Source organism: Flavobacteriales bacterium (assembly GCA_020435415.1).
Taxonomy (GTDB): Bacteria; Bacteroidota; Bacteroidia; order JACJYZ01; family JACJYZ01; genus JACJYZ01.
Map to the genome: position 1 here is coordinate 1 of JAGQZQ010000079.1, position 15,389 is coordinate 15,389.

General features: G+C 46.4%; 16 protein-coding genes. 8 read left to right on the forward strand and 8 right to left on the reverse strand.

Translation table 11 applies throughout. The features are described from left to right. The first annotated feature begins 340 nt into the window (after positions 1 to 340). The 3 genes from KDD36_11645 to KDD36_11655 all read left to right on the forward strand — a co-directional run bounded on the left by KDD36_11645 (position 341) and on the right by KDD36_11655 (position 2,591). Complete coding sequence (locus tag KDD36_11645; protein MCB0397303.1) at positions 341 to 1,402, forward strand: agmatinase family protein; 1,062 nt, start codon at positions 341 to 343, stop codon at positions 1,400 to 1,402. Between the two features lie 27 nt (positions 1,403 to 1,429). Next, the gene (locus KDD36_11650; GenBank protein ID MCB0397304.1) at positions 1,430 to 2,092 is read left to right on the forward strand and encodes an RNA methyltransferase; all 663 of its coding nucleotides are present in this window, start codon (positions 1,430 to 1,432) and stop codon (positions 2,090 to 2,092) included. 88 nt (positions 2,093 to 2,180) lie between these two features. Further along, positions 2,181 to 2,591: a 30S ribosomal protein THX gene (locus KDD36_11655; GenBank protein MCB0397305.1), complete on the forward strand. Its 411-nt coding sequence runs from the start codon at positions 2,181 to 2,183 to the stop codon at positions 2,589 to 2,591. Between the two features lie 68 nt (positions 2,592 to 2,659). Here KDD36_11655 and KDD36_11660 read toward each other — a convergent pair whose 3' ends face one another. Further along, entirely contained in the window at positions 2,660 to 3,271 is a 612-nt protein-coding gene (locus KDD36_11660) for a hypothetical protein (protein ID MCB0397306.1), read from the reverse strand. A 207-nt stretch (positions 3,272 to 3,478) separates the two neighbouring features. On the opposite strand from KDD36_11660, the gene KDD36_11665 reads away from it, so the two are divergent. Next, positions 3,479 to 4,036: a YqgE/AlgH family protein gene (locus KDD36_11665; protein ID MCB0397307.1), complete on the forward strand. Its 558-nt coding sequence runs from the start codon at positions 3,479 to 3,481 to the stop codon at positions 4,034 to 4,036. 92 nt (positions 4,037 to 4,128) lie between these two features. Here KDD36_11665 and KDD36_11670 read toward each other — a convergent pair whose 3' ends face one another. The 6 genes from KDD36_11670 to KDD36_11695 all read right to left on the reverse strand — a co-directional run bounded on the left by KDD36_11670 (position 4,129) and on the right by KDD36_11695 (position 11,024). Then, positions 4,129 to 5,616, reverse strand: coding sequence for a glycosyltransferase family 2 protein (locus tag KDD36_11670; GenBank protein MCB0397308.1), 1,488 nt, complete (start codon positions 5,614 to 5,616; stop codon positions 4,129 to 4,131). Further along, positions 5,613 to 6,971 carry a 4Fe-4S binding protein gene (locus tag KDD36_11675; protein MCB0397309.1) on the reverse strand — a complete coding sequence of 453 codons (1,359 nt, stop codon included), beginning with the start codon at positions 6,969 to 6,971 and terminating at the stop codon, positions 5,613 to 5,615. Before KDD36_11675 ends, KDD36_11670 begins: the two co-directional genes overlap by 4 nt. Continuing rightward, positions 6,958 to 8,298 (reverse strand): FAD-dependent oxidoreductase, encoded by a 1,341-nt coding sequence (locus KDD36_11680; protein MCB0397310.1) that lies wholly within the window; start codon positions 8,296 to 8,298, stop codon positions 6,958 to 6,960. Before KDD36_11680 ends, KDD36_11675 begins: the two co-directional genes overlap by 14 nt. Positions 8,299 to 8,443: 145 nt before the next feature. Continuing rightward, complete coding sequence (locus tag KDD36_11685) at positions 8,444 to 9,403, reverse strand: hypothetical protein (protein ID MCB0397311.1); 960 nt, start codon at positions 9,401 to 9,403, stop codon at positions 8,444 to 8,446. Positions 9,404 to 9,523: 120 nt separating this feature from the next. Further along, the gene (locus KDD36_11690; GenBank protein MCB0397312.1) at positions 9,524 to 10,483 is read right to left on the reverse strand and encodes a hypothetical protein; all 960 of its coding nucleotides are present in this window, start codon (positions 10,481 to 10,483) and stop codon (positions 9,524 to 9,526) included. A gap of 49 nt (positions 10,484 to 10,532) precedes the next feature. Next, positions 10,533 to 11,024 carry an OmpA family protein gene (locus tag KDD36_11695; protein ID MCB0397313.1) on the reverse strand — a complete coding sequence of 164 codons (492 nt, stop codon included), beginning with the start codon at positions 11,022 to 11,024 and terminating at the stop codon, positions 10,533 to 10,535. 462 nt (positions 11,025 to 11,486) lie between these two features. Here KDD36_11695 and KDD36_11700 point away from each other — a divergent pair, with 462 nt between their 5' ends. Continuing rightward, positions 11,487 to 12,530 carry a hypothetical protein gene (locus KDD36_11700; protein MCB0397314.1) on the forward strand — a complete coding sequence of 348 codons (1,044 nt, stop codon included), beginning with the start codon at positions 11,487 to 11,489 and terminating at the stop codon, positions 12,528 to 12,530. Between the two features lie 33 nt (positions 12,531 to 12,563). Here KDD36_11700 and KDD36_11705 read toward each other — a convergent pair whose 3' ends face one another. Continuing rightward, entirely contained in the window at positions 12,564 to 13,121 is a 558-nt protein-coding gene (locus KDD36_11705) for a hypothetical protein (protein MCB0397315.1), read from the reverse strand. Between the two features lie 74 nt (positions 13,122 to 13,195). Here KDD36_11705 and KDD36_11710 point away from each other — a divergent pair, with 74 nt between their 5' ends. The 3 genes from KDD36_11710 to KDD36_11720 all read left to right on the forward strand — a co-directional run. Beyond that, the gene (locus KDD36_11710; protein MCB0397316.1) at positions 13,196 to 13,747 is read left to right on the forward strand and encodes a hypothetical protein; all 552 of its coding nucleotides are present in this window, start codon (positions 13,196 to 13,198) and stop codon (positions 13,745 to 13,747) included. Positions 13,748 to 13,908: 161 nt separating this feature from the next. Further along, positions 13,909 to 14,436 (forward strand): putative metal-dependent hydrolase, encoded by a 528-nt coding sequence (locus tag KDD36_11715; protein MCB0397317.1) that lies wholly within the window; start codon positions 13,909 to 13,911, stop codon positions 14,434 to 14,436. A 5-nt stretch (positions 14,437 to 14,441) separates the two neighbouring features. After that, on the forward strand, positions 14,442 to 15,389 hold a 948-nt coding region (locus tag KDD36_11720), incomplete at its 3' end, for a carboxypeptidase-like regulatory domain-containing protein (GenBank protein ID MCB0397318.1).

A 15,389-nucleotide genomic window follows, 5' to 3' on the forward strand; every position in this document is an offset into this window, starting at 1 on the left:
TGTTCTTTGTGTCTTCTTTGTGTTCTCTGTGATGGTTTCTTTTTTTAACACAGAGCTTCACGGAGGATGCACGGAGTTTCACAGAGGTGTTTTTTAAAGAGCTGCTCGGTGTTCTATGTGATGATTTCTTTTTTTTACACAGAGCTTCACAGAGGATGCACAGAGTTTCACAGAGGTGTTTCTTAAAGTGAACCTTGTATTGGGTGTGTTAATGTTATGAAGGGCGTGTTTGATTTTTTAGCACAATGGCATTTGCCGTGAATCATATTTCAAAGATTCGTGATGGTTCGGTTGGAAAAACAGAATTACGTGAACATCTTTGAGCCAGAAACAAAAAAACATGAACACACTTTCTTTTGATCCGGATCAATGGGCACAACCAAATGGAAATCTTTTCGGTTTGCCATATACATCTGATGAGGCCAGTCTGGTAGTGATGCCGATGCCCTGGGATGTTACAGTGTCTTATCGTGATGGGACCGTCAACGGTCCGGAAGCTATCCTCAACGCATCCTATCAGGTGGACCTGATGGATCCTGTTTGTGGATTTGCATGGCAAAAAGGATTAGCCATGTTGCCGGTGGATGAAAAATTAAAAGCCCAGGCAACTGCACTTCGCGAGCAGGCACTCAACTACCTGGATGTGCTTACCGGAGGTGATGAGCTGTCTGAAGAAGACCATGCGCAACTTGCTCGCATCAATGAAGCATGCATGTCTTTTCATCAATCGGTAAAGTCACAGGCGGGAAGTTTACTGGACCAAAAAAAGAAAGTGGCTATTCTGGGAGGAGATCATAGCACACCACTCGGGTTGATGGCGGCGCTGGGTGAACGTCATGATTCATTCGGTGTGCTGCAGATTGATGCACATGCGGATCTGAGAAAAGCGTATGAAGGATTTACTTATTCCCATGCATCCATCATGTATAATGCCCTGGAAGAAATTCCACAAATAAGCAAACTGGTGCAGGTTGGTATCCGTGATTTTTGCCGGGAGGAGGTGCAATACATCGATGCAAACAAGAATAGGATTGCGACTTTTTTTGATCATGCGATCAAGAGAAAGGTGTACGAAGGGATGAATATTGCGAAGCAGTTCAGTGAAATGATTACACATCTTCCTGATAAAGTTTATGTGAGTTTTGATATCGATGGACTGGACCCGAAACTTTGTCCGCAAACAGGTACACCTGTTCCGGGCGGTTTTGAGTTTGAAGAATCGTTGTTGCTTATTCAGATGGTTTTGGAAAGCGGAAGAGAGATCATCGGTTTTGACATCAACGAGGTGAGTGAACCGAATTTTCAAAAAGAGAAAACAGATGCTGACTCTTTTGATGCGATCGTGGGCGCGCGACTTTTATTCCGGATTTCGAATTTGGTTTTACATTACGCCAAATCCTGAATCGGTGATCGAATAAGGAGTTAAACGATGACGTCTGTTAACCACTTAAGTATTTCTGAACTTCAAAAAATTGAAGCGGAATTATCTGCATGCATCACGCCGGAACGCAATGTGCGAATGAATGAGGTATTGGAAAATCGCACACGCTACCTCACCGTTGCGGTCGAAGATGTTTATCAGCCTCACAATGCAAGTGCAGTGTTAAGGTCGTGTGATTGTTTTGGCGTAATGGATGTTCACATCATCGAAAACAGAAATAAATATCAGATCAACCCGGATGTGGCATTGGGTGCATCGCAATGGTTAACGATGCATCGTTACAATGAACAACCTGATAACACCGTGGAATGCATCCGCGCATTAAAGGAAAATAATTACCGCATCATTGCGACTACGCCACATGAGCGACAAACTTTGTTGACCAACTTTGATGTGAGTAAAGGAAAATTCGCATTGTTTTTCGGGACGGAAATGAAGGGCGTAAGTGCACAGGTTTTGGAACATGCCGATGAACATCTTCGTATACCCATGTATGGTTTTACTGAAAGTTATAACATCTCTGTATCCGCTGCCCTGTGCATGTTTCAGGTTGTTGAGCAATTAAGAAAAACAAAAATCGATTGGTCGCTTTCGGAAAAAGAGCGACTCGAAATCAAAGTGCAATGGCTTAAAAAACAGTTACATTATTAACAATTGTCTTTTGATAAACTAGGAATACTGTTCATTTTTTTTAGTACATTTTCAAACTACCTTTACGTTAAACCAAAACTTTTTTATCATGGGAAAAGGTGATAAACGTACCAAAAAAGGCAAGAGAGCTGCCGGTTCAGCTGGAGTTTCCAGACCCCGGAAGAAGAAAGCCACAACGGTAGCTGCTGCTAAAACAAAAGCAACAGCTGCTAAGAAAAAGCCAGCCGCTAAAAAACCGGCAGCTAAAAAACCAGCTGTGAAAAAAGCAGCCGCTAAAAAACCAGCAGCCAAGAAACCTGCTGCTAAAAAGCCAGCGGCTAAAAAACCAGCAGCTAAGAAACCAGCTGTTAAGAAAGCAGCCGCTAAGAAACCAGCAGCCAAGAAACCTGCTGCTAAAAAACCAGCGGCTAAGAAACCAGCAGCCAAGAAGACAACAGCTGCCAAGAAGCCTGCTGCAAAGAAAGCTCCCGCAAGGAAGCCTGCAGCAAAGAAGAAGTAAGGAAAGGGCCCTGCGTGTCGGGGCCTTTTTTTTATCGTGTACCGCGAGCCAATTGGTTCGCGGTTTTTTTATCTGGTAACCTGATGATACATCCACCGGTTGTTTCCGGCAACGTAATGGTGTTCCGTGATAATGTCATGAGCGTGGAATCTCCGAAAGCAAAACTCAGTTGGCAACAGTTGATAGCCTTTGTATAGATCGGGCCTGGGTACTTTTCTTCCCGTAAATTGATCGTCCATCTTCTTTAGCTCTTCATCAATATTGATGATGTTGCGGTTCTTGTTTTCAATCTTAATCCAGGTCACAAGTTGAAATTCTCTCTCAAGCTTGTGGAAGTACAAATCACATTGAGGTTCGGAGATAGGGATGATGTTTGCACGCATGTCAATTTCACTGTGCGTCGCAGGTAACGGAATTTGTAATTGCCATTCGGTTTTATCATCCGGCATGTTGATGTCGGCCGAATAAACCACCGGCCCTTTGGTATTGATGTCAGACAAGTTCATTGAATGATGTGCGCCTTGATCATTCCATAGCGACAATCGAAACGGAAGGTGAGGCATTGCACTCAGTGATTCATCAAGCCACGCAGATATAAGTTGTATCGGCGGTATCGTCTCCGTCGTTTCATTTTGGTAAGCCGGTCGGTTATCCGTCTGAATATTGATGACTGGTTGCATAATTTTATTTCCTGCGAAATTAGAAAACAATTGGTCAATAACTGCCCGTGTATGATTTGCAACATCGGGATGGCCAATATTATTATGAAAACAGGTTGTACACAAAAAGCATAATTTCTTATGCTATCTGTCATCTCCGTTGATAACTTCTGAAACAAAAAAAAATGTGAAGCGTTACATTTACAGAAATCATTTAGTTGAACGGACATGAGAAAACTAAAACCACGCCAGGGTCGCTTGCTGTTGTCAGAGCCGTTCCTGACGGACTTGCATTTCAAACGGTCCGTGATCCTTTTGACTGAACACACCAAAGAAGGTTCTCTCGGATTCATTCTTAACAAACCCATCTCACTTACCCTTAATGATGCGGTGGATGATTTTCCAACGTTTGATGCACCGTTGTATTTGGGTGGACCTGTTCGTAATGACTCCTTGTTTTTTATTCATACCGCCGGAGCGAAAATTCCCGGTAGCATGAAAATACGTGACGGCTTATTCTGGGGTGGTGATTTTGAAGCGTTGAAAACCCTCGTGATAACAAACAAAATAAGTGAGTCGCAGGTGAGATTTTTTGTGGGCTATTCCGGTTGGGCTCCGGATCAACTGGAATATGAACTAAACCATCAGTCCTGGGTGGTTGCAAAAGGAGAAGTCCCCGACATCATGGAAGGAGAATCCGAAACGCTTTGGAAAAGTCTACTTCAACATATGGGAACCGAATATGCCATCTTATCCAACTTCCCCGAAAACCCATCCTTGAACTAATTCCCCTCCTCCCGCAGCGCTTAACTTCTCTTGCTTATACTTCCTGATCTCTATTGTCCACTTACTACTTCCTGCCTACTGCTTACTGCCTGCTATCTACTACCTCCCCTCCTCGCCTTCACCGCATGCCATACCGTATAAGTTCCAACGCTTGCAAATCCGAATGCAAGCATCACATGATATGGAAGTAGCCCCAGATCGGAAACACGAAAGCCGATAAAGATTCCGCTCATAAAGTAAACCGAAAGGATAAGCTCGGCGACAGTAACGGGACTGACCCTTGTCGCCACATAGCGGTTGGCTGTTATGGTTTTATCGGATGCATTCAGATTGAACTTCGGTGTTCTGATGAACGGACTTTTTCTTCCTACCAATCCTTCAAGCACAGCAATGGAATTATGAAGTGACATGCCCATGGAGATGGAAAGGAACAGGATAAATTGCGATGGGAAATTCCACCACGATCGGGTGTCTGTTTTCTTAAAGGAAATAAAATAATACGCCGCAAGTATGCACAGACTGATTGCGAATACGCCGGCCAGGTTATACACGAACGGCGGTGTTTCGTGTTGGTTCTTTATGTACAATAAAGGAATGCTGAGAATAGCTGTGCCGAGAATGCAAACAAAAAGGAAACTGTTCATCAGATGAAACAGCGCATTGATCCTGGTGCTTCGTTCGAGTTGCGACGCACTTAGAACTTTTTTTACATTCAGCCTGGCCGTTTCTGCAGCGCCTTTTGTCCACCGGAACTGTTGGGACTTCAATGCATCCATCGTAGCTGGTAGCTCAGCAGGTGAGGTCACATCTTCCAGGTAAATGAATTTCCATCCCCGAAACTGTGCACGATAACTCAGGTCCAGATCTTCGGTCAGGGTATCCGAGCTCCATCCGCCTGAATCCAGGATGCATGACTTTCTCCATATGCCACCTGTGCCATTGAAGTTGATGAAGTGTGATCCGGCATTTCTTCCGGTTTGCTCAATGGTGAAATGTGCATTCAGTCCGAAGGCCTGAAGACGTGTCAACAATGAATATTTTTTGTTAATGTGCTCCCACCGGCTTTGAACCATGCCCACCTGTTCATTGGAAAAATAGGGAATGGTTTGTTTTAGAAAATTTGTTGCCGGCACAAAATCTGCATCAAAGATGGCGATGAATTCACCTGATGCGATGGTGGTCCCATATGCCAGTGCACCTGCTTTAAATCCTGTGCGTTCCTCCCTTCGGATATGGCAGATGTTGATACCGTTGTTCACGTATGGCATGATGGTTTGTTCGATGATCCGGGTGGTATCATCGGTACTGTCATCGAGTATCTGTATTTCCAGTTTGTTTTTGGGATAATCAAAGGCAGCGACGGCATGGATCAGGCGTTCCACCACATACCGTTCATTGTAAACCGGAAGCTGCACGGTTACCGATGGCCATTGGGTCGGTGAGTCCGGGTGTGTACGCTTTCGTTTTCCGGATTTCACATAAGCATAGATCAGTGTGCCCTGAACAATGCTATAGGCCAGAATAAACAGAAGCATGGCGCCGTAAACCACCAGCAGAATCATTTCCCCCCAGGTCATCATCCGATCATGTTTTCCTTTTTAAGGTCTGCCGGACCATTCTCCAGTTTAAGTACACCGCGTGGACAAACCGTGGCACAAATACCGCAACCTACACATGAAGCACGCACCACGTCCGTGCCCCGCTGCGCATAGGACCTTACATCAATGCCTTGCTCGCAGTAGGTGGAGCAGTTTCCGCAGGAGATGCACTGTGCACCATTTACCGAAATACGAAAGCGTGATTTGAATCTTTGAAACAAACCCATGTATGCGGCGAGCGGACAGCCGAAGCGGCACCACACGCGACTGCCCATCACCGGATAAAAGCCAACACCGATCACGCCGGAGAACATCGCACCGATGAGGAAGCCATAAGGTTTTTGAAAGATGTGGTAAATGTTCATTCCGAACACTTCTCCCACCCCGGTAAAATATCCGTACAGGACCACTGCGGTGACCAGAACAATATACGCGAGTACGCCGTGAATCATCCAACGTTCGATCTTCCATGCGGACATTTTTTTGGAGGAAAGATGCCTGAAGGAGTCCCCTGCCGTTTCCGCCAGTCCACCGCAGCCACACACCCATGAGCAATACCAGCGTTTTCCTAAAAAGTATGTAAGCAGTGGGGTGATGATCGCAAATCCGGCGATTCCCCATACCAGATAAAACATGCCAAGGCTCCCTCCTGCCTGCATGTTGTCCAGGTGCCATCCATCGAAGAAGTAATAATTCAGCGGCCAGAAATTTTTAAGGTCTTTGGAGAAATAGGGCTGCTCGGTATTCAGACCTTCCAGTATTTCCGGGATGAGGTAGGCAAATCCTAGTTGCGACAATATCACCGCAGAGGTCCGGATGATTTGGTAACGGTTATCCCGATACTTGATCAGGAAGCGGATACCGAGAATGAGAATCACGGCCGTGTACAACGTGCCGTACATAAACCACTGACTGGCCCTGGCATCATCTCCCTTGAAGAACCTGGCCAACGGATCGAACAACAGCATGAAGCCGGTGTTGTTATTCTCTCCGAATCCCAGTGTTTCCGGAAACCAGTACAATAGAATGTAAAACAAGGTAAGGAGTATACCCGCAGCCCATCCCCAGATGCCGCGGTTGGTAAGGGCTCGTTGCCAGGTTCCATTGTTACGGTTTGCGGGAGAACGGAAAGTGATGGCTGCAAACCAGATGGTGCCAATGGCAATAAGTATAAGCGATATGGAGAGGTGGACGACCGGTGGCAGCCATTGAACACCTGAAAAAGAGGTGAGCAGTAATGCAACGCCTGACAAAGCCGTGATTATTCCGCCACGTTGACCCGGGGTCATGCCCGGCATGCCTCCCGGCGCTATGGAGAAACTGCTATGCTTGTCCATGAGTGATGGCTTTAAATATTCGCTTCCAGGATTTTTTCCCAGGTCGGAAGGTAATGCCGGTTTCCTGTTCCAGTTTTTTAATCCAGTCCATACCAGGTTTATTGTGAAACTCCGGATCGAAGCAGGCATCGTTCCATTCGCTGACCACCTTTTCCAATGGTGCGGAATCTGTTACCCAGCGTTTGCAAACCTCCTGGCGCAGACGGATGCCCAAAGATTGAATGCCCTTCAATGAGAACGTTTGAGGTTCGTAGGTCAACCGGAGGATGCGGTTGTTCTTTTCATCTTCCCAGAAAAAAGAGGAGACATCGCATTGTGGTGTTGCCGGAACACGCCCATAAACCTGATATTCTATGTTGAAGAACTTGGCGCTATTAAACCAGGGACCGGGTTCATATTTTTTCGGATGGCCGCAAATCGTTTCTGCAACGGTCTCTCCCATGATGCGTCCGGTATACCAGATCTGTTCTATCGCTTTTCTATGGGAGATGGGAGTGCGGTGTTCTGCGCAATCACCGATGGCATAGATGTCCGGGATATTTGTTGAGAGATAATCATCTACCAACACACCCTCTTTTGTTTGAATGCCGCTGCCTTCCAGAAAGGAGATGTTGGGTTGAACCCCGATGGTGATGCCTGCGAAAGCACACGGGATCTCTTCGCCGGTTTTGGTGATGACGCTTTTCAGGTTGCGGTTACCAGTGAATTTTTCAACTTCCACACCAAGGCGAAGATCGATTCCCTGTTCTCTGATATGTTGTGTGATCATCGTAGATTCTTCCGACGGAAGCACATTATTCCAGAAAGAGGACTCGCGTACCAGAAAGGTCACATGGATTTTTCTGCTGTGCAACATTTCGGCCATTTCAATACCGATCAGGCCACCTCCGATCACAACCGCCTGTCTGATCTCTTTTGTGTTCGTCTCCATTAGCTCCAGATCCTGCAGCGAGTAAAGTCCCTGTACACCGGTCAGTTCACAACCGGGCCAGTGGAGTTTCCGTGGCTGCGATCCCGTGGCGATGATCAGGACGTCATAGGAAAGGGTTGTGTTGTCGGAGAATCGAAGTGTTTTCTGTTCCGGGTTCACCTGGCTTACCCAGGCACGTTTGAGTCGGATGCGGTTTTTTTCCCAGAAGTGATCTTCATAGGGTTTGGTGTCTTCGTAACGCATATGACCCATGTAGATGTACATGAGTGCGGTTCGTGAATAGAAGTGATCGCTTTCACCTGATATCACGGTAATGTCATCATCCGTCAGCTGACGGATGCGCCGGGCGGCGGTGATCCCCGCAATGCCATTACCGATAATAACTACTTGACGCATGCGACGGTTTGTTGAACCGGGATAAAGATATTGGTTTTAAGTCACACGGGAAGGTAAATCCTGACAATGTGGTGATGTGGTGATATTGTGATGTTGTGAGCCTGGCATCTCTTGTCTACTGTCTACTGCCTACTACCTACTACATTTATTCTATCTCCGCTGTTATCCTGTACACTTTCCGGCTGGGGCCGTTCTTCGGGTCGACGCCGGTGATCTCAATGGTGTTGACGGACTTCGTGACCCAGGTGGTTTTATTATCATAGATGATCATATTCTCGTGGGTCATATCCATCTTCAGTTGGTCGACCTCACGTTGCTTTCTGTAGATGACCGAGTCTTCCACATTCATGGAGGCGGCAATGCGCATCATCACATCTTTCATCTGAAGAACGAACTTGGAAAAGTCCATATCCACAGAATAAATGAATGTTCCTTCCTCGTTTTTCTCATCGTATGATTTGAGCCATACCGTTTCGGTGGTTTCCAGCATCACGGAGGGGTTGAACGGGTTCATGGCCGAATCCGCCTCCTCTACCTTCTCCCGAAGGGTATAGGAACGTTCAAAAGGAACACACAAAAAACCGATGCCTTTCTTCACTTGTTCCTTTACATAGTTCTCATTCTCGTATAACTGTTTGACTGGCATGAAGACTTCCTTCGCCATCCGGGCCCGGTCCGGTGCTTTTTTGGCCAGAAGCTTTTCCATCCGGTTATAGCTTTTGATGTTGTACTGCCTTACTTCCTTCCAGTTGAGTAACACGACCTGACCGGAATCCTTGCTTACCGAGCAGATCAGTTGCTGGTCTTTGTATTCGGGCACCTCTTCGACCAACTTGTCATACAGTTCACTTAATGCTTTCATCACCGGGTTTTCCACAGTGTATTCGATGGTGTAAAACGCTTCATCTTCACTGACCACTTTAAGCGTAGCATGCAATGTGTAAGTGGAGTCGTCCGTGAGTACTTTGTTTTTGTAGGTCTGTTCCAGAATGGTATAGGTGATCGACTTGATGTGGCCTGCCTCCCACTTGGGTGTGAACCGGTATTGCTGGGCGAATGAGATCGTCAGAAAAAAACTGAAGAATATGGTGAAGCGTGTTCTCACGACAATGTTGGGGGCATTTTATATTTCCATTCAGGAAGCCTCAATTGCGGTACTACCATCAACGGCGGAGTAGTTTGTTCTATGCCGGTTTGAGTGTTCATTTTGGGAGCTGCCTAAGATTCATTCCACCAAAGCGGTAATCGTTACTACTTTTCTGGTTTGTCCTTTTCTCGGATCCATACCTTTGATTTCGACGGTAGCTATGGATTGTTTGGTCCAGGTTGTTTTGTCGTCATAGGTTATGGCATTTGAATTCGTCATACTCATATCCATGGCGTCGATCTCCTGTTTTTTCTTCTCCATGAGGGAATCCTCAACACCCATTGATGATGCCATCTTCATCATCATGTCTTTGATCATGTTCACGAATTGAGAAAGGTCCATGTCTATGTTTTGCGAGAACATGGCAATCTGACCTGCCTGGTCAAATGAATCAAGTTTTACAGTGGTAGAAACCGAAATCATCGTGGATGCATTAAAAGGATTGGCTGCTGAATCCACACTGGTAATGGCTTCTCCGATGGTAAATTCCGATTGGAATGGCAGTGTCAGGAACTGGATATTCTTCTCCATTTCTTCTTCAATGGTTTCCTTGTCTTTGTATGCCGATTTGATGGGCATGAACAGCAGATTTGCCATAGGTGCCATGTCCGGTACCTTGTCTTCCAGGATTTTTTCCATTTTCTCATAACTGCCCAGGAGAAAATCGCGGGCTTCCTTCCAGTTCTTGAGTTCTGTCTTTCCGGTTGTTTTATTAACCTGATAGATGAGTTTCATGTTCTGGAATTCCGGGACTTCATCTCCGAGTTTGTCGTATAATTCCATCAGTGATGTCAAGGCCACATTCTCCTGGGTGTATTCAAGTGAGTAGCTGTCCTTGTTGTCATTGATCACCTTTATGGTGGCGGTTCTTGATGATGAAGTGTCACTCTTTAGCTCGTCATTTATATATTCCTTTTCCGACTCGGTATAGGTAATGGTTTTGGTTTCCCCAACTTTCCACTTGGGAAGAAAGCGATGCTGTTGGGCTGTGGCGGCCAGAGCAACAATGCAAAAGGCGATGGTGATAAACGGTTTCATGTATGGATTTAATAGAATGATATAATGGTGCGGAAAATATGGTGAAATGTTAAAGTCCGGTGATTGTGATAACGGTTCGCCGGTTGCATTGGTGCAGCTCTTCCTTTTCCTGATCTGATGCTGCTTTGGCAACTTCTTCGTCGGATACCCGCAACTGCGATTCCCCATACCCTTTTGCGGTGATGCGGGATTCGTCGATCTCATATTTCACAGTCAGTTCATACTTTAAACTTTCAGATCGTTTAAGGCTGAGGTTCTCATTATAAGCGGCGCTTCCCCTGCTGTCCGTGTGATTTCCCACCTCAATGGTGAGGGATGGGTGGGCTTTGAGAAAATCGGCAAGTTGCTTGATCAGGTCTCTGGATTCAGGAAGGACATGGTTGCCTCCGCCTATTGAATATAATATGTCCTGTAGGATAATCATATCCCCAACTTTCCACTCCTTATTATCAAAAGACTTATAACCCGGATCCGGGCACTGGGCGAAGCTGCCCATGGATATCATCAGCAGGGAGAAATACAGTAAAAAGGCCTTTTTCATGGGAGATGTGTTTTCCCAAATATAACCTTTTCAGTTTTTGTGGATGTAACGGCGGTATTCTCATGAAAAACCGGTGCCATTTCTTGCCCGTGTGAGAACTTGCAACGGTTTATCTCCAACCATGAAGTATTCTCCCCTAACTTGAGACCGGGGCGGGGATTCGTGTCCCCGCGCCTGTACCGTCATACTTCGGGCCTTTAAGTGATCCGTGAATTCGGTTGGGTGTTTTTGAACCACATAGGCACATAGAACTCATAGGCATGGTGTAAGCGGTCGGTATTTATTCTACGCATTATGTCTTTTTGCCCGTTGTGTTAGAAGTTCTGCGCGACATTCTATGTGAAGTCGCTAGTGTGACCTATGTGCCTATGTGGTTCAGAAAACATTCCAAGTCTAATGCAAAGACGTTGATCATCGTTACCTTTTGCCATCCATTGCAGTTATGGCATTAAACACTACGTCATGAGACATATCCTGCTACTCACCATCTCCTTAATCTCCTTATTTATTACACCGTCCTCCGGAAGGCCTGCCCCTAAACAATCTCCAACGGATTATCTGGTGATAACTGTGGGCTACGATGATCCCATGACAGGTGTTTTCGGTTGCAATGGAACGCCATGGTGTGCCGCCAATACCTGGGGGGAGGTCATTTCTTCTGTTCACCGGGAGGTGATGGATGGTGGGATAAAAGCTTATCGGATCAGTCCCGGATCGGAACAACAGCCGTTTGCGACCGTGATTGAACCACAAGACATTATCGGGTTGACAGGAAGGACCACCGACACGTTATACTACGAGGACCCAATTACCGGAGAATGGATCACCCAGATCGTGAAGCCCGACGTGTATGCTGCCAATGACTTACGAAAAGCCAACCTGTATGGTAAGTTTAACAAGGAAGGCTTGTTTGAGATTCTTTATGTGGATATGCTATTTTCCAGCAAGACGTCCGGGAAGTCAACAGATATACCCTTATATCGGGTTCGTGTGGAAGATGCAGTCAATGCATTTAATGCAAGCACAAAGAAGCCAATGAGGTTGATGATCAAAAAAGAAAGGTTTTTTGAATTACCACAACAACCATCCAATGCCTTTAATCAGTGGGGCGATGTCGCAGTCCCCTTATACAATGCCATGTTAAAAGGTGAACTGAAAGCATATCAGGCCTATCATGGAATGGAAGATCGTTACGACCTTCAGGATGAGATTACCGTTAAGCAGTGGAATACCCCCATCCCCCCGGATACGATCGGATATGAAGATCCCATCACCGGCGAATGGTGTATGAGCATTGTATCAAATGAGATACATCCTGAACACATCTCATGGTTTGAATTACTTGGATACTGGGAGAAAAACCCGAATGGCGAGGTGGCCTTAAAAATCGCCATACTGGCACCGGTTATCGATGCAGTAGATCAGAACGGTAAGGTCGCTGGCACTTTCAGATTGACCCACATTCGCTGGGAGGATTTTATCCAATGGGTCGGGTCGCAAAAATAAGTGACTCCGCATTGTATGTTGGGATTCGTTCCTTTACTTTTCCTTCATATACCCGAACCGGCCACACAAGCTCCGCACCTTGTCAAAACCATACTCATCAATATATACCCACATTTTCTTTCGTGTGGAGGCGGGCTTGCGATCACTCCTGGGATCGGCCAGGATGCGGATCCAGTAGTTAAGATACGGTTTCAGGTCCCTGGCGTTGATCAGACCGGACTCGATGTAGTTCTCAAACATGGTCAGCCTATCCAGGAAATGATCGAAGATCTCTTTGATGATCACTTCTTCGTGGGTGAACTTCTGGCATTCCTTATGGGTGCGCAACGCGGATTCGATCAGGGCATCGTCGAATTTCATGGTGGTGTTTCCCGGCATCTCATCTTTGTCCAGCGCAAGGTGGTTGGCATTCCAGTCCAACAGCACCAATGCACGCTTCACGTTGAAGTCGGCCAGAAACTCCTTGACTTCCCGTGAGACCAATTCGGCTTTCTTCCACTGCTGGGCCCGGGCATATTCGTAAATCCCCTTGAATAATAGTGCCAACGAAATGATAAAAGCGCCTGTTTTGAAGATGAGCTCGATGTCCATTGGATGCGGTTATTGTTTCCGAAAATTAACCAATCCGCCTGAATAAAATACCTTTGCCTGAGAATACCCGAACGATGCGATTTAGAAAGGCCGATAAATATAATTCAGGTTATTATGCCCGATGGAAAACGGGTTTACTCGGATGTGTAATAGTCATCGCCTGCTCCGCATCGGTCAGTGCACAAGACAATGACAGTCTGGTTTTCCCGGAAGGCTACTATGAGTGGTCTAAGCCCCGCTATGCGCTGCGGATTGGTGCCGGGAATCATTTCTATGCATTTGGTGAACTGGGAGTTGCCCGGCATAAGTTCATTTACAGCGAAAGGATGTTTGCTTCCATCGCCCATTATGCTTCATTTTCTTATACTCCGGCTCAGAGAATACCTGGTGTGCATGTGGGAACCGAATTCAACATCGCCGCGTTGGCACTGGGTTTGGAACTTGGTTACCTGAATGATCATGACAGTCATATGCGCTTTACCCCCAAAGTTGGAATTGGCAGACTGGGCATAGTGAATGTTTTCTACGGCTACCATATATTTATATCCGATGAGCCATACCCCGGAATTGGGAGGAATCAGTTCTCGGTGGTTGTTAACTTAAGCCGGAGAGAGAATGGACAATAGATAATAGACATAAGACATGAGAATGAAGAATGAAGAATGAACGAAATTAGGTCATTGAGGGTTGTTGGTTTAATAACGAATTTACCGGACCTTCTTGCGCAATGGCTGCACATCACCAAATCACCACATCACCAAATCATACATAACACATCACCAAATAAATGAAAGACCTCTCCTTCCCCATCCGCCCTTTCCGTTTTGAACCTGGAAATACCGAGCAACACACAAAAGATATTCTCTCTATCCAATCATTCGCCGGAGACCTGGAGACCGCTGTGAAGGATATCAAAGAAGAACAGCTGGAATGGCCCTATCGGCCGGACGGGTGGACCATCCGACAGGTCATACACCATTGCGCCGATAGCCACGGCAATGGCATCACCCGATTTAAACTGGCGCTTACGGAAGACAACCCCAGGATCAAACCTTATGATCAGGACGGCTGGGCTGCACTTCCGGATGTTTCAACACCCATCGTATTCTCCCTGGGAATTCTTTATGGCCTGCATATGCGATGGGCCGTTCTGTTGCAGCATATGTCACCTGAAGATTTCAACCGTACTTTCTTTCACCCGGAAAGGGATGCGGATGTGAGTTTGTATGAGATGACCGCACTTTACGGCTGGCATAGCCGGCATCACCTGGCCCACGTCAAACAGGCCCTGGAATCCGGCGGTCAATACCAATAGCCGGAGTGGCTGTAACATTTTACTTCCTTCGGCGTCTCATTCACGTGCGTCAATTCGTGAATATATGTTTTGGGCTGTGCCTTTTATGTCAACCCGTTCTAGCCTTTCAGCTGTCCGGTACGGTGTCTGATGAAGGTGGACAACCCATCCCGTTTGTGAGTATTTATCTGGAGAATACCACTTATGGCGTGGCTTCCAACCCCAAGGGCATGTACTTCCTTGAGCTGGAAAATGGCACGCACCGGATCGTTTTTCAGGCAGTTGGTTTCCAGAAGAAGATAGAAGTGGTGACCATTCGCAATGGAAATGCCACGCATGATGTCACGCTGAAAAATGAGGCAGTGGATCTGGCCGAGATCACGGTGATCGAGAATAAACGGGATCTCGCCATGGAGATCATGCGCAAGGTGATAGACAAACGCCGCGACTTCCTGAATGCATACGGGGGACATAAGTGTGAAACGTACATCAAGGCTTCTCTGGAAAAGGAGTTTATCGACAGGAAAGACAGTCTCCTGCCCGGTCTCCTGAAGCGTGAACGACTGAATTTTATTGAATCTTACGGGTATTCCTATTACGGTCCTGGTGGACAGGTCAAGGAGGTGAAAACAGCATACCGTGACCTGGCGGAAAAAAAGGGTGCGACGGTTCAGGTGGAGATCTCAACGGAAGGTGATCGCTCCGGACAACGCGTTGAACATAACCCCTACCTGTTCTATACCACCATTGCCGATGGCGATTTCAATTTCTACCAGAACCTCCTTAATATCCCCAAGCTCGGAGAAAAACCTTTCATATCCCCCCTTGCAGCGACCGCCCCCCTTTCGTACAAGTATACGTTTGAGGAAACTTTTTATGAAGATGGACTCCAGATCAATAAGATTCTGGTAACGCCCCGCAATCCGGAAGCGGCACTTTTCAGAGGTTACCTCTATATCGTAGAAGATCAATGG